The sequence below is a fragment of the Paenibacillus sp. L3-i20 genome (assembly GCF_022180385.2).
Classification (GTDB): Bacteria; Bacillota; Bacilli; order Paenibacillales; family Paenibacillaceae; genus Pristimantibacillus.
Window position 1 is genome coordinate 2,260,167 of record NZ_BQME02000002.1, and the last position, 25,335, is coordinate 2,285,501.

Genomic DNA, 25,335 nt, shown 5'->3' on the forward strand with positions numbered 1-25,335 from the left:
TTAGCCATTAAATCAATTATTCCTCAATGGGTAATTCCAATTGTTCCTTGCAAAATGCGTCCACGAACGCCTCTTCTTCAGCTTCCATCTCCATGTCTACATATCCATTGGTGGAGGCGTTAAGAAATTCATATTTTACAATTCGCGAGCTGCCGTCTTTCTCTTTCACATAAATAACACGCAATCTTACGCCTTCTTCTAAATAAAGCTCGTCATCCTCTTCCACTTCTAGATCAAGAAGAAGCTCATAACGATCTCCAGATAAAATACCGAACGGGTCCTTCATGTTCTCGATGCTGAATTCTTGAATGCTAAACATCTTTTATCTACCCCTTATCCCTAACAAAATACGTAAAGGCAGCCTGAAGCTCATTAAGAAGCTCCAAACTGCCCAACACAAACTTAATTTAATTGTATCTTACATTGCGCTTAACGTCTCTGTCAAAACAGGAACGATTTGCGATTTGCGGGATACAACGCCTCTAAGCAATGCTTTGTTATCATCCAACGTTACATTGTATGCTTTTTCTACTGCGTCTGTTTTGCTTCCAAGCGCAAGCGCGATGGAATCGTTGTTAAGGATATCAGTAACAACAAGCACGAACAGGTCAAGACCTTTAGATGCAATAATTACGTTCAATGCATCTTCAAGCTCAGCTTGGCGGTTCAATACATCGTTAGTGTCAACCGCGTTAACTTGTGCGATTTCAACTCTGTAGCTGCCCATCGAAAATTCTTTTGCATCCAAGGAGATAAGCTGTGCAATCGTCTTGTCGCTAAGATCAGCGCCTGCTTTAAGCATGTCCAATCCATATGCCTCTGCATCAACGCCAGCAATTGCAGCAAGCTCACGCGCTGCAGCAACATCTTGATCTGTACAGGTTGGTGATTTGAACAACAAGGAATCAGAGATGATAGCAGACAACATAAGACCAGCAATTTCTTTGCGGATGGCTACGCCGTTTTCTTTATACAGTTTATTCAAAATTGTCGCAGTACAACCAACAGGTTCAGCGCGGAAGTAAAGCGGTCCGCTTGTTTCAAAGTTAGCAATACGGTGGTGATCGATAACTTCTATTACGCGCACTTTATCAATATCATTTGCGCTTTGTTGGCGCTCGTTATGATCGACAAGAATAACGTCTTTTGCTTCGTCTGAAACATTTTCTACTAAACGTGGTGCTTCAATACCGAAATAGTTCAATGCATATTGAGTCTCTCCGTTAACTTCGCCAAGACGAATAGCTTCAACGTCTGCGCCCAACTTGCTCTTCAGCTCTGCATAGGCGATAGCCGAAGTAATCGTGTCCGTATCCGGGTTTTTGTGACCAAAAATAAGTGTTTTTGTCATTTGAAATACTCCTTAATCGTTTTTTTGACCTCGGTGAAACGTCCATCCCGCTTCGGTCTACTAATACAAATCTTTTACTATAAAAGATTATAACTGCTAGTTCACCTTATTCCTATACCTTTACACTGAATTAAACGCAAAAAATTACATTTGGCTCCATTTCCGACAAAAAAGGCGCTTCACAAGTCGCTAAACGACTGTAAAACGCCTTTATTTTTATCCTCTAAACTTCTTTAGGAAATTAACGGCAAGTTCAATATCTACTTCTGGATTTGTTCCTACTTCACGTTCGATAGTCAGGTAACCCTTGTAGCCAATATCATTCAGCGCCTGTAAGTAGCCGTTCCAATCTACGCCACCTTCACCAAGCGGCACTTCACGGAAAGCTGATCCCGATTCCGCCATAATAGCAATTTTCTCATGATCAAGCTCAACCTCATAACCGTAATCTCCATATACGTCACGCGGATCGATATGACCAAGCTTAATGCCATCCTTTGCGTGAGTGTGGACGATATAATCTTTAAGATTGTATACGCCTTGCACGGGGTCATCTCCAGTTACCATGACCATGTTCGCAGGATCAAAGTTAACAGATACACCCTTTGTACCTAAACCATCAAGAAACGATTTCAATTGGGCGGATGACTCTGGACCAGTCTCAATCGCAAAATATCCATTCATATCACTTGCGAATCGGCTTAACTCTTCGCAAGCAGTATGCATCGTTTCATAAACTCGGCTATTGTTATCTGCTGGTACTATTCCAATATGAGTTGTAACGATATTAGTACCTAGATCGAACCCAAGCTCCATAATTCGTTTGGATTTCTCAATTTTCTCTCTGTTTTGTGCAGGGTCTTGGAAGCCATGTCCACCTAGATCTCCTACCAGTGCAGAAATTTCTAGACCTAATGATTCAATATAAGCCTTCCATTCCTTTCTAGCAGCAGGTGAAAGATTAGCAGGATCAAGTTCCCCCTTCACCGCATAAATTTGTACGCCGTCTGCGCCTACCTGCTTTGCTTTTACCAATCCTTCCTTAACACCAACCTGAAAACTATCTACAATAACCCCGATTTTGTTCGTTATAATAGGTGCTGACATTGCTCAACTCACTCCTTCATTCGTCTATTAAAGTTCCGCCCAGAGCTTCTGTACATAATTAAAAGCTATCTTTGTAGCTTGTTTGCATTCTTCCATACCCTCGAATTCAATAGAAATGTATCCATCATATCCACTTTCTTTCACAATTCGAAGAACATGAGGCATATCGATATCGCCCTGTCCTACTATTGCGCCCCGCAGCCAATTGCCATTCGTTGAGTTGAACCAGCCTTCGCCCGGATTACGATATGAAGGACGACAATAGAAGTCTTTGACATGTACCATGGATGCGAGCTGTATATTGTTCGCTACAGCTGCTGCTGGGTTTTCGTCGACACATAAGAAGTTACCAACATCAAGCGTAGTACGGAAGTTCGGCCGATCAACCGCTTGAACGATAGCCTTAACACGATCACTTTGCTGAACGAAGAAACCATGATTTTCTATACTGGTAGTTATGCCGTATTTGTCCGCATACTCTGCAATCTGGCGGCAAGCCTCAATTAAACGAGGCGATTCAGCAAGATAATGACCAATTGAGAAATCTGTTATAGCAGTAAAATCTTTAGGAATGGCGATATCATGACGCATTCTAGTAATTCCAAGCGCCGCACATGCATCTACCTCACGCTTTATCCTTTGCAGCTCAATCTCCCAATCCGCTTCGCTAAGTCCAACAAAGTTGCCGCCAACCGCATAATTAGAAAGCTCAATTCCATTCCGCTCCGCTGCCAGTCTAATTTCCTCTATTAAGTTTGGATTATCCGGAAATGAAACATCAATCGGAACAATCTCCACATGATCTGCACCGATACTTGCGATATAGTCAATAATACCCGGCATCGTTAACTCGCCCGACAAGTAGGCATTATGCAAGCTGTACGTGCTAACGCCAAGCTTCATAGTTTCACTTCCGATCCACTTGCAGCCGACTCATAAATACCGCACAATATTTTCATTATTTCTACGCCATCTTCAACCGGACTAATCGGCTTTGTGCCATTCGTAACATTATCAATAAAGTGATTGATCTCGTTTTGGAATGCACTTTCAAAATGAAAGCCCTTATGATCCGTTTGAGGATATGAGTTAATGATTGTATTATTTTTTTCCGTTACGATAACGACCTCAGGATCAATTTCCATGCCGCCTTTATCTCCATACAGCTTAACAAAGCTTTCATTGTCCTTGGCATGAATCGTAAAGCTCGCTTCAACTGCAAGAGATGCACCATTTTCAAAGCGAATAAGAGCGTTACCCATATCTTCAACTGTATTTTTGGAAGCGTCATAATCTGCTGCTTTATAGAAGGACAAATGCTCTACATTCGAACGATTCCCTAACTTCCGATACGTATTAGCACTTACGGATACAGGCTTTGGACGCCCCATCATGTACCAACAAAGATCAATAACATGTACGCCGATGTCGATAAGCGGGCCGCCGCCTGATCGCTCAATATCCGCAAACCAACCGCCAGGATTGCCTAATCTTCTAAATGCAGTCGCTTTAGCATAATAGATCTCTCCGAATTCTCCGCTTTCCGTTAAAGATTTAAGCATCTGAGCATTAGCGTCATATCGACGAACGAATCCAATTTGCAAAATTTTACCTGAATCTTCAACAGCACGTTGCACTTGAAGCGCTTCCTCAACTGTTCTGCAAAGTGGCTTCTCAACTAGCACATGCTTCCCAGCTTGAACTGCTGCGATACTAATCTCCGCATGAGTGTTATTCCAGGTGCAGATGCTGACTGCATCAATACCAGAATCAGCGAGCAATTCGTGATAATCGGTATAAACCTTCTCCGCACCATACTTCTCTGCTGCAGCACGTGCACGCTCTTCATTCAAGTCGCACACCGCATAGATGATTGCGTTTGGATTATTTTTGTATGCATCAAGATGTAATGATGAGATAGAGCCAGTTCCTATAACACCGATTTGTACTGGTTTCATTGTTAGTCTCTCCTTAGCGAATCGAAATGGACACCTATGTTGTAAGCCTTTGCATGTATATACTTTCGTATTATAATGGTTTCATAGTTTAAAGCCATGTAAAGGTGTGCGGTTTGTTTGTACAAATGTGCTGTTTGAAAGCGAGGTTCAAGATGCTGAATAAATTTGAAGCATTGCGTGAGACGATGAGTATGCCAGACCCCCGCTTCCCGATCAAGATGCATAAATCACACTTCCAGCAAGCAGGTACTGTTATATTTCCTCACCACTGGCATGAGCATCTTGAATTTTTATTTTTTGAATCCGGTGAAGCCATCATCGAATGCGGCTCTACACCAATTATGGCAAAACCCGGTGATTTGATCGTTATTAACAGCAATGAGCTGCACTACGGCGTGAGCTTATCGTCAGATGTGATCTATTACGTGCTTATCGCGGATATATCCTTGCTGCACAGTCAGTTCGTTGATGCCGCTGAAACAAAATTTATAGCACCCATTACACAAAATCGACTGCTGCTTCATAACCATATTCGGGGTGATATGGCTACAAGCGCTTGTATGCTCTCCTTAATCGATGAGCTTGGTAAACGTGAATTTGGTTATGAGCTTGCAATTAAATCCGAGCTTTATCGATTGCTAACGTTGCTGCTTAGGGGCTATGTCGCAACCGTCTTATCGAGGGATGAATATGCTGAGCGTATCAAAAATGTTGAACGGTTCGAGCCTGTATTTAGATATATTGATGAACATTACACACAAGAACTATCTATAGAGAAATTGTCGGGCATTGCTGGCCTTAGCCGCTTCCACTTCAGTAGATTGTTTAAGCTGCTAACAGGACGCACCGTCACGGAGTACATTACTGCTGCACGCCTCGACAGAGCAGATTACTTGCTGCGTCACACTCCTCTTACAGTTTCCGAGGTGGCTTCAGCAACCGGCTTTAACGATATTTATTATTTCAGTCGCACTTTTAAAAAACATAAAAAGATTCCCCCATCTAAGCTGAGAGAATCTTAATAACTATTTCAATTTGAAGCAGAGATGACCTTTCTCTGCTTTTTCATTTTCATATGTAAAATATAAATTATAGTCTCCAGCTTCATAAGTCAAAAAACACTCTTCTCCTTCTCCCATATTCGAAGTGTTTTCAGAAGCAGGCTTGCCGAATTCCAGTGGAATCTGGCTCTCCATATATTTTATTCCATTTTTCTAAACTATCGCCGATCGCAGGACCTACCCCTTTCAACTTTCCAGCTACCGCTTCTGCTAACATATCTGCGTCCATTGCCAATTTACACGGCTTTGAAGCAAAATCTTCCCGTTCATTCTGAGTAGTACAACCTGTAACTAATAATACAACTATTATCATTACGAAAACCCAGCGACTTTTCATTTCGTCCCCCTAAAGGAATCTTTATTAGAGATGAAACGTTTGTTCTCTGCTAAAAGTTGTATCACCTTAGACACTGTGGACACAAAAAAACCGCCCCACAGAATTTAACAATCTGTGAGACGGTTAACCATTTATTCTTTTACGATAGCATTACGCGTTATAAAACTTCTCCAGCTCTGTAACAACATCAGCCAATACACCATCAACCAACACTTGACGTTGGGGCTTATTAAATAGAGAAGCAATTTCCGTAGGGAAAGACTGTTCAATGCCACAAAGCTTAATAGCCTCATCGAACTTAGCTGGATGTGCTGTAGCAAGTGAAATCGTGATTACTTTGTCTCCTCCGCACTCCTCATGAGCTGCTACACCACAAGCAGAGTGTGGATCAAGCAAATACCCGTATTTCGCTTGATAATCGGAAATCGTATCCAAACATTCCTGTCCACCTACACCATGGGCAGCAAACTCTTCCTGAACTCGACTAAGCGCCTCAGCAGAAATTGAAATCTCGCCTTCTGACTTAAATTGAGCCATTAAGCGATTAATCAGCTCTGCATCTTCACCAAGGACATAATACAAATAACGCTCGAAGTTGCTCGCCACTTGAATGTCCATGGAAGGACTATAAGTCGAACGGAAATCACCCGGCATATACACGCCTTCTTGGATAAATCGCTCCAAAATATTGTTTTCGTTCGTAGCCAAAATTAGCTTGTTCACTGGAAGACCCATTCTCTTCGCCAAGTAACCAGCAAATATATCACCGAAGTTGCCTGTTGGAACGCTAAAGTTAACCTTCTCGAAGGAACCTGTCGCTTTCGCAACTTGGAAGTATGAATAGAAGTAATATACCGTCTGCGCAAGAATACGCACGAAGTTAATCGAATTGATTGCAGCTAGGTGGTTAGTTGACTTAAACTCTAGATCAGCAAACAAATCTTTGATCATTCTTTGACAATCGTCGAAGTTGCCTTCAACGGATAAATTAAGTACATTATCTTCCTCCACAGTAGTCATTTGCAGTTCTTGCACTTTGCTGACTTTGCCATTTGGGTGAAGAATACAAATTTTGATACCCTCTTTACCTTTAACACCTTGAATAGCGGAAGCTCCCGTATCTCCAGATGTTGCTCCGAGAATATGAATTTTTTTGTTTTGTTTAGCAGCTACATACGTGTATAGCTGACCCATAAACTGCAATGCGATATCTTTAAATGCGAAGGTTGGTCCATGGAACAGCTCAAGCAAATACAATTCGTCATTTATGCGTCGCACTGGTGTCACTTCAGGATCACGGAAAGTTGAATAACTTGCTTCAACCATTTCTTTCAGATCTTCATCCGGAATTTCACCATTCGTATAATACGAAAAGATAGCAAGTACAAGCTCCTGATAACTAAGCTCCTGCCATGATTTTAACGTTTCCGTCGAGATTTGTGGAATTTCACTTGGAACTAAAAGTCCACCGTCATCCCCTAGTCCCATCATAAATGCATCGATAAAGCCAATTTTGCCTACTTTGCCTCGTGTGCTGATGTACTCCATCTGTATTTCCTCCTACATGCCATCGCGTCGCGCGTGGATTAGCTCTTTTAAGCATTTTATCATCGTTTGCGTTGAAAATCGAATATGTATTTAAAAATAAGTCAAATACCTAAAAGTACACTGAATTAAGCTATTTAATATATTGGTTTTATATTCCTAAAAACCTATTAATATCTCTCATCGTTTCAGAAAATACCACTGGAGGAACCTGATTTAAAGCTAACAATTCACCCGACTTACCAATTTCAAAATTGACTCGTTTCAACGTAATAGTCGTTTGATTATCATCATGATGGCTATTCAAACCTATTTCTATTTTAACTTTTACATCGAACCTGTTGTAAGTTTTATTCATTTCTTTTCTATCAATTACCCAGTGAAGCTTGTTTATAGTTGAGCGCATCCCATACAACATGAATGTCTTCATCATAAACGTCTTCATATAGTACTCATCTACACGTTCGGTTGTCTCCAGCAAATAAAGGCCGCGATGTATTTGCTCAAATGGCTGTGATTTACCTATGGACTCGTATTCGTTCTTCCAACTATTCAAGGTGTCATTCGCAGCCAAATAATAAGGATGGACCACAACGAAGCTGTCATTGTCCCCCATCGAGCATATTTTCCCAGCAAGCGTCTTTAAACTACCTTCATCCATATCTATTAAGCCCATGGCTTGTCCACTGCTGAACACTATGGTCCGAAGATGTGCTTGATTAGAGGGGCTGCTCCATAGAAGTTCCAATTCCCACAGGGCTAGATGTAGTCCGGCTAACATCGCTTCCTCCAGCTCAATACACATCCTATCGGAAGGAATGCTGAACTCTGAACCTTCATTTATCTCGCTTTCCATATGCCATGAAAACGTTGTTTAAACGTTTCATCATCGTATTCGAAATGCCTTAGCATACGTATCCATTTTTGTAAGAAGCAAAAAACAGCCCACTCTCATATACCCGGATGCGTACAGAAGATCACTTTTTGAAAGTGTACATCCTGTAAGCAGCCGTTAAAGAAAGAGGACTGTTTAATGTTGGTTGTAATTGTAGTAGTCTGTTAGTTATTAGTCGAATGCAGGAACAACTGCACCTTTGTATTTCTCGTTAATAAATTTTTCTACTTCTGCACTCTTTAAAGCAGCAACGAGCTTCTGAATCGCTTCGTTTTCTTTATTGTCGGGACGTGTTACCAAAATATTAACGTAAGGAGAATTTTTGTCTTCAATGAATAGCGCATCTTCTACTGGGTTAAGATCTGCTTCAAGCGCATAGTTCGTATTGATTGCAGCAATATCAACTTCGCTCAGTACACGCGGCAATGTTGCAGCTTCAATCTCCACAATTTCAAATTTACGTGGGTTGTTTTTAATATCCGCAACCGTTACATCTACTCCAGCGCCCTCATTAAGCTCAATAAGTCCGTGCTGTGCTAACAAAAGAAGGGATCTGCCACCATTTGAAGGATCGTTCGGAATCGCAATTTTTGCTCCATCCTTTAATTCTTCGATCTTTTTAATTTTGTTGGAGTATACACCAAAGGGCTCTACATGAACGCCAGCAGCTTTCACCAAATCATATTTTTTATCTTTATTGAATTGATCTAAGTACGGTGTGTGTTGAAAGAAATTAGCATCGATCTGCTTCTCAAACAATTGTACGTTCGGCTGAATATAATCGTTAAATTCAACTACTTCTAAGTTAACGCCTTGCTCCTTCAGAAGTGGAATTAGGGAAGTTAATATTTCCGCATGTGGGACTGGCGTTGCGCCGACTTTAATCGTTACTTCTTGCGCAGCTGGTTTTTCTGACATGCCGCCTTCAGCACCTTTTTTGTCCTCAGTTGCTTTGCCGCCATTCCCACCGCAACCTGCAAGCATTACCGCAAGTGCCAACAATACGAACCATACATGTGATCTTTTTTTCATCATAAATCCCTCCGCTTTCTCACGTTTTCTATGTCAATTCTACTTCCGACTGAAGTATCGAACTAGCCCGTCTCCAATCATCTGCAGCACTTGAACTAAAACAAGCAATAGAACTACCGTTACAAGCATCACGTCCACTTGGAATCTCTGGTATCCATAACGCAGTGCTAGATCACCTAGTCCTCCTGCTCCAATAACACCAGACATAGCCGTGTAGGATACGAGCGTCACAGCCGTAACTGTCGCTGCTGCAATCAATCCACCTCTTGCCTCTCTAAGTAGAACTTGAAACACGATCATTGACTTGGATGCGCCCATCGCTGTCGCAGCTTCTATCACTCCACGATCAACCTCACGCAGTGCAGATTCCACTAAACGTGCGAAGAAAGGAGCTGCTGCAATAACAAGCGGCGGAATTGCACCTTTAACACCGATAGATGTTCCTACAAGAATTTTCGTTAAAGGCATAATCATGATCATCAAAATAATAAAAGGAACAGATCGGAATATATTCACAACGAACGACAATATCGCATAAGCCACTTTGTTTTGCAATAATTGTCCCTTTGACGTTAGAAATAATACAATTCCAAGCATAAGCCCTAATATAAGTGTAAAGAGCAGTGAAAATACCAGCATGGACATCGTATCTTGCGATGCTTCCCCTATTTGCTCCCACCGTACATTTTCAAAAAATCCGTTCATATCTCGTTCACCCCTAATCCGTGTTGCACAAGCTCATTAATGATCCTGTTCACATCAGCATCACTGCCTCTGAGTTCAACGACGAGTTGCCCATAAGGGGTATCCTTCATCCGGGAAACTGTTCCTTGCAATATCGCAAACGTAGCATCTGTTCCCCGAACAGCATCATAAAGAATCGGTTCATAGGTTTGCTCTCCGCGGAATGCAATGCGTATAATTCGCCCTTTTGCTTGATAAGTTCCGAATGTCTCTTGCCCAGGTGTCTCAATCACTTCATTCACAAATTGTTTTGTTACACTATTTTGTGGATCGAGGAATATATCGAGCACAGTTCCAGTCTCCACAATTCTACCTTGATCCATAACTGCAACACGGTCACAAATGGCACGAATAACGTCCATTTCATGCGTAATGAGCAATATCGTAATGCCCATCTTCCTGTTAATGTCTCTGAGTAATGCAAGTATGCTCTCTGTTGTTTGCGGATCAAGAGCTGACGTCGCCTCATCACAGAGCAATACGTCCGGTTCATTAGCAAGCGCTCTAGCTATCCCAACCCGCTGCTTTTGACCACCTGACAATTGTTTGGGGTATTTATGTTGATGTTCTCTTAATCCCACCAGCTCAAGCAGTTCATCCACTCGTTTTGCAATTTCCGTAGGAGATTGCTTTGATACTTTAAGCGGAAATGCAATATTATCTCGAACCGTTGCAGTAGACAACAAATTGAAATGCTGAAAGATCATTCCGATCCGTTTACGTCGTTCTTGTAGCCCCTGCTCTTTTAACAGCATCAAGTTATTCGATCCAACAATCACCGTTCCACTTGTCGGACGCTCGAGTAAATTGACACTGCGTAATAAAGTACTTTTACCCGCTCCAGATCGACCAATAACACCGAATATTTCGCCTTTCTCTACTTTCAAATTAACATCGGTTAATGCTTGGAAGAAGGTCTTCTTAGATGTTTTATATATTTTATTAATCTCAATCAGTTCAATCAGTGGAAACACTCCCTTGCATGGTAAATCCAACATTTCCTATCAACTCACTTGGTTATGATAGAACATTGGTCTCAAAAAAACAATAGGTATTTTGATGGAAATTTATTGAAGTCGTCGTCATTTACTAGGGAAATATGAAGTGTGAGCTGCTATTGCAGCAATAAGATTCCAGCGGAGGTAATATCATTATAATAATTATTAATGTTCCTCAAAATCTCGGAGATATACTCATACATTTACCCGTAACGTAATGCTTCATCCTTCAAAAAAGTTGCTTACATATTTTAAGCTTCCAGCGCAAAAATGTACAGGTTGTTTATATCCAATTTATGATTAAAATAACTTTACAGCGCCTCATACGCTTGCCCATTTCGTAAAGGTGCGTTACAATTTTTCTACATTTGAGTTCCTAGGGACTTAAAAGATTAAACAGCGAGCAGGTGACTATAAGTTATGATCGAAGTTAAAATATCCGCACTTAGCAGCGGGCCACTTAGCGGGGAGTTCAATAGAGGAGTATTCGCTACTCAAAATATTTCAAAGGGCACCCTTATTCATGTGGCTCCCGTGATCACTTATTTAAATGAGGATCATGAACATATAGAAAAAACAATTATTGCAGACTATTCGTTTAATTACGGCGCAAATCACAGCGCTGTCTGCTTAGGATATGGAAGCTTGTTCAACCATTCCTATACACCAAACGCTACATTTGAGCTTAACTTTGACAACCTCTCCATCGACTTCTTTGCTCATACGGACATCACCGCTGGCGAAGAAATTCTAATTAACTACAATGGCGAAGTTGATAACAATGATCCTTTATGGTTTTATGAAACAGACGAGGAAGAAGAGAAGTCCGAGTAGAGCTAGCTTAAGATATGAAGTGCACCCCTTAGAATAGACATTGGAAAAACCCCCGGGTTATTCCGATGAAATTCTAGGGGGTATATTTTTGTGGCGGTTAAAGGGCAAAAGTTCAAGCATTATGAAGATACAACGAAAGTAGAGGGAATACGCTTGCACGCCGCCTGAAAACGTAGTGTCTTTGTATCGGTGTAACCTTCATATTTGGAAGTAATTTTAGTTAATATTTTGTCGCCAGAGCGGTAACTGTCTACTCTACTGAGTCGAAAATCCCCTAATTCTCCACCCGACTTCGGTCGATTCCAAATTTCATTGGATGTATTCGGGTCTTTCTGTAACTCCTGCTCGAATAGTTTGGGCTGACCGTCGGCATTTGTGTATGTGTAAAAGATACTAGTTACAGGGTGATAACCTGTATATGTTAGTACATGTGGATCATTATATAGACGCATGCTTCCTCGCATAGTATCAAGTTCTCGAAAGCTTAGCCTTCCGTTCACATAATTCGTCCACTTTTCATCATGATATTTATATTGATAATGAATGGAAAAACCTGATTCATCTTTAACTTCTTTCAACAAAAGAAAATTATTATACCCCCATGTTCGACTATCATTAACCATGATTTTTGAATTTTCATGACCACCATCAAAGATGACATTATAATTACCCTCTGTATCAGCATAATAATCGTCTTCCATATTATATTCAGCAAACCAGTTGGCCATATCATAATAAGTATATGATTGCAAAGTCTTGTTTGTAAGTTGATCAACTACTGATACTAAATAGGAGTATTTAGTCGGAACCATAACATAATCTCTATAAGTCTGTATGCTATTATACTTTAAGTCTTTAAGTATAGATCCATCTTTACCTTTTACCACTAGACGAGTTTCCGGTCTTTTAAGAGGATCGCTGGGCATTGTGATTTCTATTTTTCTCCCAACTGAATCCGTTATTATCCTTGTAAATAGTCGATGTTCAGTGTATGGCATCTCTACGCTGGTGCCACCGTATCTGATTGTATCCCCGTAGATATTTGATTTTGAACTTATCGGACCATAACTCTCGTCTCTACTCTTAAAAAAATTGTATGTTATTTGATCGTCTAAGACCAATAAATAAACTGTTCCATTCAAAGCATTAATTTCTGTGTATTTCACATTTCGATCAGGATAGTTATAAGACCGATCCTTAATACCATTATTAAATTCATAAGTAGTACCATCTTCGAGTGTAAATGATACATCTCGCTTAATGTAATTTGCACCATGATCACTCATATTGTAATAGATATATTGGCCATATTTACTCGGAATATTTGTACTGTTTTTAGCCTGTTCTACTGTTATTTGATGCTTACTATGGAATGGCATTTCAGGATAACTGTTCATATAGGGGATATTAAACTGCCAACCCGCTGCAATAGAATTACGACCATCACCTAGATTATGATAATCTTCATATAAAACTCCATCAGGAGAGTTGGCAATAGGATGATACTCGGCAGCGCCTTCTGGATAACTCCACGGTCTGTGAGATCTCTGTGTTTCAGTTTTCGCATTAAGCGAGTTATATGAACGGACTAATTCAAAGTCCAGTCCCCGTTTACCTGGTAGAAAAACATCTACTACTCTTTGGGCACTTGTTCGGAGCATCGGATCATAAGTATCATGAGTATTTTTCGTATACTTGAACTTATTCTCGATCTCCGTATACTTCCCATTCGAAGCCATCAAATTCGCAAATGATCTAACTTCTAAACCATTTTCTTCTTTATTGTTTTCAACTACTGGATCATTGCTTTGCTTGCGAAGAAAGTCTTTGAACTTCTCTGGATTTTTTCGCCTATAATAACTCTGATAAGTAGCAGGCACTAACTTGTTCATCAGTTCCAACTGATCAACACTCATTGCACTCATCATGTTATAGATGGTTTGTTCATTCAAATCCAGCATAGCAAATAGACTATTTTGATCTAACAAATCATTAAAAGTTGAATCATAAAACGCCGCTATGAGCAGCATCTCATTCGTAAATCCTGCCAACAAAAGAGGATCAAATTTATTAACCGATCCGTCTAATGCTGGCAAGGTAGGAATAGGCACTGTAGGCGTTGGAACAGGTGCCGTTGCTGTTGATACTGTAGGCGTTGGTTCAGGCACCCCTTGTGTTGCAACTGGTATTGTAGGCGACGGTTCAGACACCTCTGGTGTTGGTACTGGTATTGTAGGCGACGGTTCAGGCACCTCTGGTGTTGTTACAGGAACTGTTGGTGTCAGTACTGATGTTGTAGGCGTAGGTACAAGTACCGTCGGAGTTGGTTCAGGTACTATTGACGTAGGCACTACCTCAGCCGTTGGCTCCACTACTGGAGTTGCAATTGTCGGAACAGACTCTTCCATCTGCTGATTTTCTATAACAGCTTTTGGTTCCTCCTCGGACGCTTGCATAACATTTGGAGCACTTGTAAAAACGATAGATAAGATAAGTAAAATGGCAATAACTCTGTTAAACTTCAATGTTGAACGCTCCCTATTTCTTTTTAATGACACTGATCGATTTTATTTTAATAATATTAATGATGTCTATGATAAATTTGGGTATTATCCCACTTTACATATTTATTACGACTAAATTATTCAAAAATATCTTTTTCGACTAAAAAAATATCTTTTTTCAGCCAAAATATTAGCTTGTAATTTATTCTAAACATCGATAATTGCAACATAATCCACCCACCCCACGTTTGAAGAGGTGTGAATTCACATAACATACTAACAATTAGACATCTAGGAGATGAATGACGATGAAGAAACGAGTTTTGAACCTTTTGATGGTCGTTGCGATGGGTATTGCACTTACGGCATGTGGTGGGGAGCAAGCAAATAAAGATGTAAATGTGGATAAAGGGACGAATACATCCACTACCGATACAGGTGCTAACAAGGATAAAGATAAAGAACCAGTTAAAGAAACAGAAACGGATAAAGAAGCCGGTAAAGGCGACGAAACAGAGGGAACAAAAGCTGGCTCTACCAATGAAATTGTCGAAGCAATCTTGGCTAAAGTGGAGCAGCCCGTTCAAATGCCTATCGAAGCTGATAAGCTCAAGGATATGTACTATCTCGATGCTGCATTGCTTGAAGAATATACGATTAAGACTCCTATGATGAACGTTAAGACGAATGAAATAGCCGTATTGAAAGTAAAAGATGCTAAAGATATCCCAGCTGTAGAAGAAGCGATCAAGAAGCGTGCTACAGATGTGCAGAAGCAATTCGAAACGTACTTGCAAGATCAATACGAAAATGCAAAAAACTATAAGCTAGTTACTAAAGGCAACTACATCTTATTTGTTATCGCGGAAGATGCGGACAAGATGGTTGCAGAATTTGAAGCTTTAGTTAAATAACAAAGCGATATGGTATTTAGTAGTCTTCTATTTTTATTTATCTTTTTGCCGGCAGTGTTACTGCTCTACCATAGCTCTCCTTGGCGCATCAAAAATCTCGTTTTGTTCAGTGCGAGCCTAATTTTCTATGCCTGGGGAGAACCCATCTACATTGTGCTTATGCTGGTATCTACCACTATGGATTATTTCTTCGGCTTGTTACTGGACAAGCCGAAGTCCAGCAACTTCAAGCGCAAATGTGTCCTAATCGCCTCCATTATTATTAATTTGGGCGTATTGGGATTTTTCAAATATGCTGACTTCCTCATCATAAATGTGAATGCATGGCTAGGAACAAGCATACCGCCGACGGATCTTCCGCTCCCAATCGGCATTTCGTTCTATACGTTTCAATCGATGTCTTATATTATCGACGTTTATCGTCGTACATCGAAGGCGCAACGAAACTGGGTCGACTTTGCAACTTTTGTATCGTTATTCCCACAGCTCGTAGCTGGCCCTATCGTGCAATATTCAACGATTGCAGATCAGCTTCGTCATCGCACAGTCACTAACGAGATGTTCGCTGAAGGGGTTAGACGTTTTACGATCGGTCTTGCGAAGAAGGTGCTCCTTGCCAACAATATTGGATTAGTGTGGAACGAGGTCTCGGCATCAAGCTTGGATTCACTGCCAACGTTAACAGCTTGGCTCGGTATTGTTGCTTTCGCATTCCAAATCTATTTCGACTTTAGCGGTTACTCTGACATGGCTATAGGTCTTGGTCTCATGTTCGGCTTCCGTTTCAACGAAAATTTCAACAGACCTTATACGGCTCAGAGTATAACTGATTTCTGGCGCCGTTGGCATATTTCGCTTAGCACATGGTTCCGTGACTACGTGTATATACCGCTCGGCGGCAATAGACGAGGACTGCTTGTGCAGCTGCGTAACATTTTGATCGTATGGGCACTCACTGGTATTTGGCATGGGGCTAGTTGGAACTTCCTGTTATGGGGGCTTTACTTCGGTATTATTCTCATTATGGAGAAATGGTTTGCACTATCACTCCTGCAACGACTGCCAAGATGGCTCCGCCATAGCTATGCACTTGTACTTATACTAATCGGCTGGGTGTTCTTCGCTTTTGACCAGATGCCAGCAGTTTGGTCGTACTTCTCAGCCCTGTTCGGGATGAACGACACTGCGCTATGGGACGAGCATTCATTATATTTACTGTACACAAATGCAATATTGCTCGTATTGCTAGTCATTGCATCGCTGCCGAAGCGAGACGCTAACAAGCGACCGCTCCTTCATCCAGTGTTAGCTCTATGTTGGCATGCACTATTATTGGTCATGTGTATCGCTTATTTGGTTGACGCGACCTTTAACCCGTTTCTGTATTTCCGCTTCTAGCTCAAGAGGAGTTTACATCTATGAAAAAAACAACAGATCGATTATATGTATGGGGATTCGTCTCCATACTAGGTATCATGTCACTCGCTTTTTTTATTATGCCGAAAGAAACATTCTCCGAAATGGAAAACCGAACACTGCAAAAGACGCCCGAGTTAACATGGGATCGCGTCGTTTCGAACGAGTTTGCAAAGGATACAGAATCCTTCATCTCTGACCACTTTCCATTCCGAACAGAATGGGTAGCAACAAAATCAATGCTGGAACAATTAAGGTTGCAAAAAGAGAACAACGGCATTTTCAAAGGGGAAGATGGTTATTTGTTTGAAAAGTTTCAGGAACCCGACTACGAGGAATTGCAAAAATATGTGGATGCAGTAAATAAGTTCGGCTCCAATCATCCTGATGCCAAAGTATCGTTTATGCTATCACCTACCTCAGTCGGTGTTCTTTCCGAGAAACTGCCTTGGCTTGCTTCGGTATATCCTCAGCATAAAGTGAATGATTATATTGAGGATCGTGTTGATGCCAACATGTCGTTCCTGAACGGCTTTGACTTCCTTAACCCTGCTTCGACTAATGATGAGAAACCGATTTTCTACAAGACAGATCATCACTGGACAACATATGGTGCTTATCTAGCTTATCGTGCATATGCAGAGGAGATGGGATGGAAGCCGCTGTCTGAAGCGGATTTCAACATCTTTACTGTTACAGATTCTTTTCTCGGCAGTTATCATACACGTGGGCAATTCGGTGCAACAAAACCGGATTATATTGAAGTTTATGAACCGAAAGTGCCCGTTGAGACGAGTATGTATATCGCCGACAGCGATAAAACGGTAACAAGTTTATACGACGCTAGCTTCCTAGGTAAAAAGGATAAATATTCTTATTTCCAAGGCGGCGTACATGCTTTAATGAAGCTAACAAATGGGATCGACCAGCAAGCAGTAGATCTAAATAAACTTCTTATTGTTAAAGATTCCTATGCTCACAGTATGCTGCCGTTTCTAACGAACCATGTAGAAGAAATCCATATGATCGACATACGTTTTTATAACGGGAACATAAGCGATTATATGGAACAGAACAGGATAGACGACGTTTTACTGCTGTTCAATACTTCCACATTTGTAGGAGAACGCAACTTGCTTAAGCTCAAGTACTAATCAATTACAGAATATCGTACCATTTTCAAAATAGTTCCAACTGTTCCGGGCCAGGTGGCGGGGTTTCCAATGGATCTCTCCCATCCGGCCTTTTCAATCCCAGCATCGTCATGAATTGCTTGGCGTTCGCCGCAGCATCCCCACCCGAATTATTGTTAAAGATTACGGCAATCTCCTTACTTTGCTCTTGTAGCTGGGCCATCTTCTCCGTCCATTCTTCAAGCTCTTCCTCGGAATAGCGATATAGATAACGAACCTCTCGCCAATTAGGACCACCGCCATTGTTCCAATTAGATGCATTGCGTCCATGAAATCTAACAATAGACAGCTTGTCATCTGTCGCTTGAAGCACAGTCGGAATACTTCCAATACCTGCTTGTGGTTCATCACAGATACTGTGAATCCAGCCTTCCTCTTGCATAAAACCGAGCGTCCGCTCTCGCATTCCACTTTCAAACCAGCTCTGATGTCTAAACTCTAGAGCACTTGGAATACCCTCCATCCGTCGTTTCATTGCACGTAGCTCTGCAACATTTTTGCTCGTACAATCGAACCAAGGCGGATATTGAAATAAGGCAGCAGTTAATCTCCCCGCAGCAATTGCAGGCTCTAACATATGGCGAAATGCTTCTGCCATCGCTTCCTGATCAGCATTAGCAGCGGCAGCTCCGCGCTGATGACCGGTCATGCCTTGATAAGCTTTGACCACGAAACGCAAACTATTCGGTGTATTATCGACCCAAGCTGCGAATCGTTCACGCGACTGTATTGCATAAAATGTGCTATCTACCTCCACGACAGGAAAGTGCGAGGCATACACGTTAAGACGATTAGCAGACTTCGTCCCACTAGGATAGAGATCATCATGATCGCCCCAACCTGCTAGCCCAATATTAATGTCCATCTCCATATGCCTCCTATAGGAATAGGCTGCCCTCAAGCAAATGAATCTACTTGAGCACAGCCTATTATTATAAATCGTACCTATTAAGCTTCGTTACTTTGGAAAGCTCGATTATAACACCCACGACATACTGGTTTGTAATCCTCGTTGCCGCCGATTTGAATCTGTTCCCCAGAGTTTACTGGCTTCCCATCTCGGAAACGAATGACCATCGTTGCCTTGCGATCGCAATACCAGCAGATCGTTTTAATTTCTTCAATCTTATCGGCTTGAACGAGCAGATTGTAACTGCCCTCAAACAACTGATTTTGAAAATCATTTTTTAATCCAAACGCCATGACCGGTATGTTTAGCTCATCAACTACTCGTGTCAATTCAATAATGTGATGCTTCTTTAGAAACTGAGCTTCATCAATCAGTATACAATAAACACCCTTGTCCCCTAATTCAGCAACTCGAGACTTAACATCCTCAAACAAGTTCGTTTCCTCACTTACTGGGAATGCCTGACGTTCGAATCCTACTCGTGAACCTACACGATCTACGCCGCCTCGAGCACTTACTGATGGAGAGTATATGAGAACTGGTTTCCCTTGCTCCTCATAATTATAAGCTACTTTAATAATTTCAAACGATTTACCGCTATTCATCGTGCCATATTTGTAATAAAGCTGTGCCAACAGAGATCTCCTCCAAAATCATTTACATATCTCTATTATACAGCTTTTGCAGCTTCCTTGTCTTTACTTCCAGACATGAACCAACCAACTACTGCGATTAGAATAAGAACTACATAGAACGTAAGCTTCCAGAGCTTAGATTCTGCAAAATCATGCGAGATAACATTGATTGCTGGATGAGATAGCGTATGAACTGCAAGCTTAACACCTACCCAGCCCACAATCGCAAATGCTGCAATTTCAAGATTCGGTCTGCTTTCAAGCAACTTCACAAATAGTGTTGCAGCGAAACGCATAATGATCAAGCCGACGAATCCGCCTAGGAAGATGACGATGAAATGTCCACCGTCCATACCGCCGATCTTCGGCAACGTCGTAGTTGGAAGTGCTACAGCAAGCGCAACAGCTGCCAATATAGAATCTACCGCAAATGCGATATCTGCGATTTCTACTTTAATTACGGTCATCCAGAAGCCGCTTTTCTTAGCATCTTTCTCGGAATCTTTTTTTACAGTTCCTTCTTGCTTCTTAATCATAACTTTTCTAAATATATGATTAAGTGCAATAAACAGTAGATATAAAGCACCTATTGCCTGAACTTGCCATACATCTACTAGGAATGAAATGGCGAATAATGAAGCAAATCGGAATACAAACGCCCCTGCCAAACCATAGAATAACGCTCTCTTTCTTTGCTCATCCGGTAAATGCTTTACCATGATCGCTAACACCAAAGCGTTGTCTGCTGCAAGCAAGCCTTCTAGTGCTATAAGAACTAGAAGCACCCATCCGTACTCTAACAATATTGCTAAATCCATGTTAGTTCCTCCTAAAAAATTAATAATGACCTCACCCATACTCACAGCCACACAAAAAGACCTTTGCCCGATTAATTAATCAGACAAAGGTCTCGCCAACAACGTATTTACGTTGCCAATAAAGCCGGAGAATATAATTCTCGGAATGACGACTTTACTGTACTAGCTACTCCCCTTTGGAGTAATATGTGATTGTAATGAACATGAACTTGTCGTAATGAAGAACAATACGTCGCTGTTCCAAAGATGGTTTCACTTTTTTTATTAGAAATTAATATTTTTTTTGTTATGATAATACTACAAGTATTTCAGCAGTACTATTGATAGACAGAAAGGAAAGTTTTCATCATGCCGCTTCAAGAACTTAACGAACCCCAATTGATTGAACTGAGCCAAGCAGATATCGGCAAGGCCGCTATCCTTTTTACCACTCCGATGTGCGGAACTTGCAAAATTGCAGAACGGATGTTAGAAATTACAGAAGTTGCGGGAGTTTCTTATCCCATCTTCAAAACTAATATTAACTTCACACCTCGGTTACGCGAGCAGTGGCGAATATCCAGCGTTCCTTGCCTTATCGTATTAAGAAATGGAAAGGTCATCAATCAGGAGAATGCGATACATTCCGTTGATTATCTATATAAGCTATTAAAGGAGTAATCATTTGTCTAGATTATTTCAGCATATACCCGAGCACTTCATGCTGATGAAGTATTGAGCCAATCTAGCTAACACCTCTTCATCAGCATACGATACTATTGAAATATTTGGAATTAATATTGCATATGCCTTGTGTTAATCGGCCTTAGAACAGACTCAATCTGTAATCTATGAGGCTCTAGAAATGCAGGCAATGCTAACGTCTCTCCAAGATGCTCCAAATCCTCGTCCGTTTCGAAACCTGGACCATCTGTTGCAAGTTCAAGCAATATTCCATTAGGTTCACGGAAGTATAAAGAGTGGAAATAGAATCGATCTACAAAACCAGAATTCGGCATTCGCACTCTATTCAATTGCTCAATCCAATCCCGCAGCTCCTCGTCATTCTCCACACGAAATGCTACATGATGAACGCCGCCATAACCTGCAACTTCCCTTGTAAGATCATGCCGCTCTTCGATATGCACCTCTGCTCCAGTACCGCCTTCCCCCGTTTCATAGACGATAATATCAGGTTGATCTTTGATCGTTGAAGCATACTTTCCTTTTTCTCGGAAGCCTAAAAGTCCTGTTAGTACCAGCGCAGTTGGCTCATGATTCTGAACAGTTAAGTGAACTGGACCTAACCCCAATATCGCGGACTCTGATGGTACAGGACTATTTACCCATGGTTCACCTGCCGCAATACCACTATTGCCTTCATCAGAAACGAGAATAAATCGTTGTCCTTCTCCATCCCGGAATGCCAATGTATTACGGCCCGCTCGAACAATTATTTGATCATGCTCAACATTAAATTGCGCTAGTCTGCTCTGCCAATACTTAAGAGCATGATCATCCTTCACACGAAGTGATAACGCAGAAACACTGCCTACCCCTTCACTGCTTTTTGTTGCCATCGGCATTTCAAAAAAAGTAAGCTTAGTACCTGGGTTTCCTTTTCCATCGCCATAAAAAAGATGATACATCGAAGTATCGTCCTGATTTACTGTTTTCTTCACCAGTCGGAGGCCAAGCACCTTCGTATAAAAATCAAAATTAGCTAGCCCATTTGCTGTAATTGCTGAGGCATGATGTATTCCCTTCAGATAGATTTCCCTGTGATGCATAACAGACATCCTCCCGGTGATTGATGACGAATACAATATGTCAACCGAACTTACACTTATATCCATCAGTTTAAAACTAAACGGATACAGCGTCAATAAATGTTACTTTAAGCCTACTGCTTCTATATCCATAAAGGTAGGTTGCACAGATGCACAAAACAACGCTAGCATACATTGCTTTCTCACCGTTCCTCTATTACTATTGAAACAGTACAAAACTAATAGATATATTATTGAGGAGAACAAAGATGGCTGACTTTCAACATATACCTCAGCGGCGACAACCAGCCGGCTTGCCTCATACCAGACCATCAAATAGAAGAAGGAAAATTCGCAACTGGATCTTATTACTTTTTATTCTATTGATCGTATCAGCTATTTGGACAAATGGTTCCGATAATATTGGAAGGCTTATCCCTTTTCTAAAAAAAGACGCACCTCCAATCACTGAGCTACATCCCATTGTAAAGCTTAAAAAGGATGAACTTATTGCCGAAACAGAAAAGATAGGCATTACGATTCTGATTACAGATGACTTCCGAAGTCATAAGGATCAAGATGTGTTATATGACAAAGGTAGAGAAACAGAAGGTCCAATAGTCACTCATGTCCGCGGTGGCGGTTCCTATCATAATTACGGATTAGCAATTGACTTTGCACTCAAAACAAGCAGGGGCAAGGTCATTTGGGATCTTGAATATGACGGCAACAAAAACGGGTCGGCTGATTGGCTTGAAGTAGTAGACATTGCAAAACGACTCGGATTTAGCTGGGGCGGCGATTGGGAAAATTTCAAAGACTATCCTCATCTGCAGATGGACTTTGGGTACTCCATTCGTGAGCTACAACGAGGACATAGACCAGACGATACGCTGGAGGCCGAAGAATAATCCTCTTTTTACTAGTTACCGTAAAGCATATTTAATAAGTAAAACAAAACAGGCTGTGCAGAAGCTTTATTGCTTCTGCACAGCCTGTTTATGTGATTCACAAACGTAATGTATTATTTTGATTAACTTCAATATAGTAGCTTACGCCACTGCTTTAATACGACTGAACTTTTTCATGGACAAGAACAAACTACCAGCTAGTACCACTGCTCCTAGTACATATGGTGCATTAATATTTACATCGAACAATATTCCTGCCACAGCCGGACCGAATATGTTGCCAAGACTCATATACGCATTGTTCATTCCTGCTACGAAACCTTGTTCATTACCAGCAGACTTGGACAACAACGTGTTAATCGCAGGTCGCATAATTGCTGTTAATGTAAAGAAGAAGGTAGTTAGAATCATTACATAAATGAAGTTACCTGACACCAACATTAGCAATAGTGTTACTGACGATAATAGTAACGTCCAATTAATTAGCTTCTGCTCACCAAACTTATTAATAAGCTTGCCGATATACAGAGCTTGAATAATCGTTCCCGCCAATGCACCAATCGTAATAACAATCGCTATTTGCTGGATCGTATATCCAAATTTCTCATCCACAAATAGTGGGAAGATCACTTCAAAATTAATTAGCCCGAACGTCAATGTGAAGATCAACACAAGCAATACGAAGTATGATGCTTTAAATGACTTAGCGAACTGCTTAACGATATTTTCACGCTTTTCCTTCTTGTTACGTGCGGCCATTCTTAATTCAAGAGACAGTGACTCTGGCACGAATAAGAGAGAGCCAATTGCCGCTAAAGCCCCCACTGCTGCTGATACATAAAATGGTGCTCGAAGTCCAAGTTCTGCAAGAAATCCGCCTATCCCTGGACCAACTACAAAACCAAGGGACATCGCAGCCCCAAGCATGCCAAGCCCTTTACCACGATTTTCTTCTGTCGTTATATCTGCAACATAAGCAAGCATGGATGGTATCATTGCAGCTGCTCCAACGCCCCCGATAAATCTGGAAAGATAGAGCCATGATACATGATCTGCTAGTGCAAATACTGTATTTGAGATTGTGAAGAGCGTAAGCCCCAGTACGATCATGATCTTCCGTCCATACTTGTCCGATAGGTCTCCTGCAATTGGAGAGCAAATAAATTGCGTAATACCAAAGGCCGCAATTAAATATCCTGCTGTCTTGCCTCCTGCATTAAATTCCCTAAGAAACTCGGGAAGAACAGGAATTATGAGCCCTATTCCAAGCATAGCGATAAACATGTTAACCATTAACAGCATCATTCTGCTGTTATTTGTATTCTGTTTTGACATTGAAGTAATCCATCCTATTCCAGTGAATGATTCTAATTAGTCTGTATTTCAAAGATTGGAAATAATTTCGTATGAACGGAGGCGAGCAGCATGATCAAAGATATGAGCAGCTACCATAACTTCATTGGCTCCGGTAGCTTCAATATAGGTTTCCAGCTTTTCTTTCACTGTAGCTGGGCTCCCTGCAATAGATGAACCAAGTTGCTGTTGAAGCGCATATTTCTCTTGCTCCGTCCACAGACCATCCATACTGTGAACCGGAGGAGGCAGCGGAGCACGACGATTTCTAATAAACCCTAAAAAATACTGTTGCAGTGTTGTTGACAAATATGCCGCTTCTTCATCCGTATCAGCTGCTACAACGTTTACTGCGACCATAGCATATGGTTCGGAAAGCATAGCCGAAGGCTTGAAGCTGTTCCGATATAAATTCATAGCTGGTACGGTATACGTTGGAGAGAAGTGTCCCGCAAACGCAAATGGAAGTCCCAACTCAGCTGCTAGTCTAGCAGAGAAATCACTCGAACCGAGCAGCCAGATTGGTACATCTGCACCTTCGCCGGGGTATGCACGTACCGGCATTGCTGCTTCCGCTCCTGACGGATCTAAATAAGCGCGCAGTTGCTCTAATTGCTCTGGAAAATCGCCTCCGTTCCCGCCTCGTTGACCTCGAAGTGCTGCTGCTGTAAGCCCATCCGTACCAGGAGCTCGACCTAAACCTAAATCAATTCGCCCTGGATACAAGGCATCCAAAGTGCCGAACTGCTCTGCAATAACAAGGGGAGCATGGTTAGGCAACATAATTCCACCCGCTCCGACGCGTATGGAGGAGGTTCCACCAGCTACATGTCCGATAACGACTGAAGTTGCAGAGCTTGCTATACTCGGAGAATTATGATGCTCTGCCAACCAGTAACGTGTATACCCTAAACGCTCCGCATGTTGAGCTAGATCTAACGTATTTCGCAGCGAGTCAGCAATGGTGCCTCCTTCTATAATAGGAGCAACATCAAGTACGGATAAAGGAACACCAAAAGTAGAGTGTGTTTTATTCGGTCGCACATAGGAATGTTGTTGGAAGGACATTAG

General features: G+C 41.4%; 25 protein-coding genes. 7 read left to right on the forward strand and 18 right to left on the reverse strand.

Going from position 1 to position 25,335, the window contains the following annotated elements; translation table 11 throughout:
- Positions 1-16 precede the first annotated feature (16 nt).
- The 5 genes from MFF31_RS24300 to MFF31_RS24320 all read right to left on the reverse strand — a co-directional run bounded on the left by MFF31_RS24300 (position 17) and on the right by MFF31_RS24320 (position 4,416).
- Complete coding sequence (locus MFF31_RS24300; RefSeq protein ID WP_238191747.1) at positions 17-319, reverse strand: DUF6509 family protein; 303 nt, start codon at positions 317-319, stop codon at positions 17-19.
- 99 nt (positions 320-418) lie between these two features.
- Complete coding sequence (locus MFF31_RS24305) at positions 419-1,351, reverse strand: manganese-dependent inorganic pyrophosphatase (protein WP_238191748.1); 933 nt, start codon at positions 1,349-1,351, stop codon at positions 419-421.
- A gap of 216 nt (positions 1,352-1,567) precedes the next feature.
- The gene (locus MFF31_RS24310; protein ID WP_238191750.1) at positions 1,568-2,458 is read right to left on the reverse strand and encodes a sugar phosphate isomerase/epimerase family protein; all 891 of its coding nucleotides are present in this window, start codon (positions 2,456-2,458) and stop codon (positions 1,568-1,570) included.
- Positions 2,459-2,485: 27 nt separating this feature from the next.
- Positions 2,486-3,361 (reverse strand): sugar phosphate isomerase/epimerase family protein, encoded by an 876-nt coding sequence (locus MFF31_RS24315; protein ID WP_238191752.1) that lies wholly within the window; start codon positions 3,359-3,361, stop codon positions 2,486-2,488.
- The gene (locus MFF31_RS24320) at positions 3,358-4,416 is read right to left on the reverse strand and encodes a Gfo/Idh/MocA family protein (RefSeq protein ID WP_238191754.1); all 1,059 of its coding nucleotides are present in this window, start codon (positions 4,414-4,416) and stop codon (positions 3,358-3,360) included. Before MFF31_RS24320 ends, MFF31_RS24315 begins: the two co-directional genes overlap by 4 nt.
- A 152-nt stretch (positions 4,417-4,568) precedes the next feature.
- Here MFF31_RS24320 and MFF31_RS24325 point away from each other — a divergent pair, with 152 nt between their 5' ends.
- Positions 4,569-5,438 carry an AraC family transcriptional regulator gene (locus tag MFF31_RS24325; RefSeq protein WP_238191756.1) on the forward strand — a complete coding sequence of 290 codons (870 nt, stop codon included), beginning with the start codon at positions 4,569-4,571 and terminating at the stop codon, positions 5,436-5,438.
- 130 nt (positions 5,439-5,568) lie between these two features.
- Here MFF31_RS24325 and MFF31_RS24330 read toward each other — a convergent pair whose 3' ends face one another.
- The 6 genes from MFF31_RS24330 to MFF31_RS24355 all read right to left on the reverse strand — a co-directional run bounded on the left by MFF31_RS24330 (position 5,569) and on the right by MFF31_RS24355 (position 10,995).
- Positions 5,569-5,814 carry a hypothetical protein gene (locus tag MFF31_RS24330; RefSeq protein WP_238191758.1) on the reverse strand — a complete coding sequence of 82 codons (246 nt, stop codon included), beginning with the start codon at positions 5,812-5,814 and terminating at the stop codon, positions 5,569-5,571.
- A 150-nt stretch (positions 5,815-5,964) separates the two neighbouring features.
- On the reverse strand, positions 5,965-7,362 hold the full coding sequence (thrC, locus tag MFF31_RS24335; protein WP_238191760.1) for a threonine synthase: 1,398 nt from the start codon (positions 7,360-7,362) through the stop codon (positions 5,965-5,967).
- A gap of 148 nt (positions 7,363-7,510) precedes the next feature.
- The gene (locus tag MFF31_RS24340; protein WP_248565564.1) at positions 7,511-8,215 is read right to left on the reverse strand and encodes a DUF4132 domain-containing protein; all 705 of its coding nucleotides are present in this window, start codon (positions 8,213-8,215) and stop codon (positions 7,511-7,513) included.
- Between the two features lie 210 nt (positions 8,216-8,425).
- On the reverse strand, positions 8,426-9,286 hold the full coding sequence (locus MFF31_RS24345; RefSeq protein ID WP_238191764.1) for a MetQ/NlpA family ABC transporter substrate-binding protein: 861 nt from the start codon (positions 9,284-9,286) through the stop codon (positions 8,426-8,428).
- 39 nt (positions 9,287-9,325) lie between these two features.
- The gene (locus MFF31_RS24350; RefSeq protein ID WP_238191766.1) at positions 9,326-9,991 is read right to left on the reverse strand and encodes a methionine ABC transporter permease; all 666 of its coding nucleotides are present in this window, start codon (positions 9,989-9,991) and stop codon (positions 9,326-9,328) included.
- Positions 9,988-10,995 carry a methionine ABC transporter ATP-binding protein gene (locus MFF31_RS24355; RefSeq protein ID WP_238192256.1) on the reverse strand — a complete coding sequence of 336 codons (1,008 nt, stop codon included), beginning with the start codon at positions 10,993-10,995 and terminating at the stop codon, positions 9,988-9,990. Before MFF31_RS24355 ends, MFF31_RS24350 begins: the two co-directional genes overlap by 4 nt.
- 453 nt (positions 10,996-11,448) lie before the next feature.
- Between MFF31_RS24355 and MFF31_RS24360 the strand changes: the two genes are divergently transcribed.
- A complete protein-coding gene (locus MFF31_RS24360) occupies positions 11,449-11,862 on the forward strand; it encodes an SET domain-containing protein (RefSeq protein ID WP_238191767.1) in 414 nt (137 codons plus the stop codon).
- Between the two features lie 119 nt (positions 11,863-11,981).
- Here MFF31_RS24360 and MFF31_RS24365 read toward each other — a convergent pair whose 3' ends face one another.
- The gene (locus MFF31_RS24365; RefSeq protein WP_238191769.1) at positions 11,982-14,387 is read right to left on the reverse strand and encodes a hypothetical protein; all 2,406 of its coding nucleotides are present in this window, start codon (positions 14,385-14,387) and stop codon (positions 11,982-11,984) included.
- Between the two features lie 287 nt (positions 14,388-14,674).
- Between MFF31_RS24365 and MFF31_RS24370 the strand changes: the two genes are divergently transcribed.
- From MFF31_RS24370 to MFF31_RS24380, 3 genes are read left to right on the forward strand one after another with little or no spacing between them, the layout of a single operon-like run.
- Complete coding sequence (locus MFF31_RS24370; RefSeq protein WP_238191771.1) at positions 14,675-15,280, forward strand: DUF4358 domain-containing protein; 606 nt, start codon at positions 14,675-14,677, stop codon at positions 15,278-15,280.
- Positions 15,281-15,289: 9 nt separating this feature from the next.
- On the forward strand, positions 15,290-16,678 hold the full coding sequence (locus tag MFF31_RS24375; protein WP_238191773.1) for an MBOAT family O-acyltransferase: 1,389 nt from the start codon (positions 15,290-15,292) through the stop codon (positions 16,676-16,678).
- A gap of 20 nt (positions 16,679-16,698) precedes the next feature.
- Positions 16,699-17,850 (forward strand): DHHW family protein, encoded by a 1,152-nt coding sequence (locus MFF31_RS24380; RefSeq protein ID WP_238191775.1) that lies wholly within the window; start codon positions 16,699-16,701, stop codon positions 17,848-17,850.
- Positions 17,851-17,875: 25 nt separating this feature from the next.
- Here the strand turns inward: MFF31_RS24380 and MFF31_RS24385 are convergent, their stop codons facing one another.
- From MFF31_RS24385 to MFF31_RS24395, 3 genes are all read right to left on the reverse strand, one after another.
- Positions 17,876-18,754: a DUF72 domain-containing protein gene (locus MFF31_RS24385; protein ID WP_238191776.1), complete on the reverse strand. Its 879-nt coding sequence runs from the start codon at positions 18,752-18,754 to the stop codon at positions 17,876-17,878.
- Between the two features lie 83 nt (positions 18,755-18,837).
- A complete protein-coding gene (locus tag MFF31_RS24390; protein ID WP_238191778.1) occupies positions 18,838-19,434 on the reverse strand; it encodes a thymidine kinase in 597 nt (198 codons plus the stop codon).
- 35 nt (positions 19,435-19,469) lie between these two features.
- Entirely contained in the window at positions 19,470-20,252 is a 783-nt protein-coding gene (locus tag MFF31_RS24395) for a TerC family protein (RefSeq protein ID WP_238191780.1), read from the reverse strand.
- Positions 20,253-20,600: 348 nt separating this feature from the next.
- Here MFF31_RS24395 and MFF31_RS24400 point away from each other — a divergent pair, with 348 nt between their 5' ends.
- A complete protein-coding gene (locus MFF31_RS24400; protein WP_238191782.1) occupies positions 20,601-20,912 on the forward strand; it encodes a thioredoxin family protein in 312 nt (103 codons plus the stop codon).
- Positions 20,913-21,025: 113 nt separating this feature from the next.
- On the opposite strand, the gene MFF31_RS24405 is transcribed toward MFF31_RS24400, so the two are convergent.
- On the reverse strand, positions 21,026-22,006 hold the full coding sequence (locus tag MFF31_RS24405) for a ring-cleaving dioxygenase (RefSeq protein WP_238192258.1): 981 nt from the start codon (positions 22,004-22,006) through the stop codon (positions 21,026-21,028).
- A gap of 263 nt (positions 22,007-22,269) precedes the next feature.
- On the opposite strand from MFF31_RS24405, the gene MFF31_RS24410 reads away from it, so the two are divergent.
- Complete coding sequence (locus MFF31_RS24410) at positions 22,270-22,911, forward strand: M15 family metallopeptidase (protein WP_238191785.1); 642 nt, start codon at positions 22,270-22,272, stop codon at positions 22,909-22,911.
- Between the two features lie 141 nt (positions 22,912-23,052).
- On the opposite strand, the gene MFF31_RS24415 is transcribed toward MFF31_RS24410, so the two are convergent.
- Positions 23,053-24,246 carry an MFS transporter gene (locus tag MFF31_RS24415; protein ID WP_238191787.1) on the reverse strand — a complete coding sequence of 398 codons (1,194 nt, stop codon included), beginning with the start codon at positions 24,244-24,246 and terminating at the stop codon, positions 23,053-23,055.
- Between the two features lie 48 nt (positions 24,247-24,294).
- Positions 24,295-25,332 carry an LLM class flavin-dependent oxidoreductase gene (locus tag MFF31_RS24420; RefSeq protein WP_238191789.1) on the reverse strand — a complete coding sequence of 346 codons (1,038 nt, stop codon included), beginning with the start codon at positions 25,330-25,332 and terminating at the stop codon, positions 24,295-24,297.
- Positions 25,333-25,335: the final 3 nt, after the last annotated feature.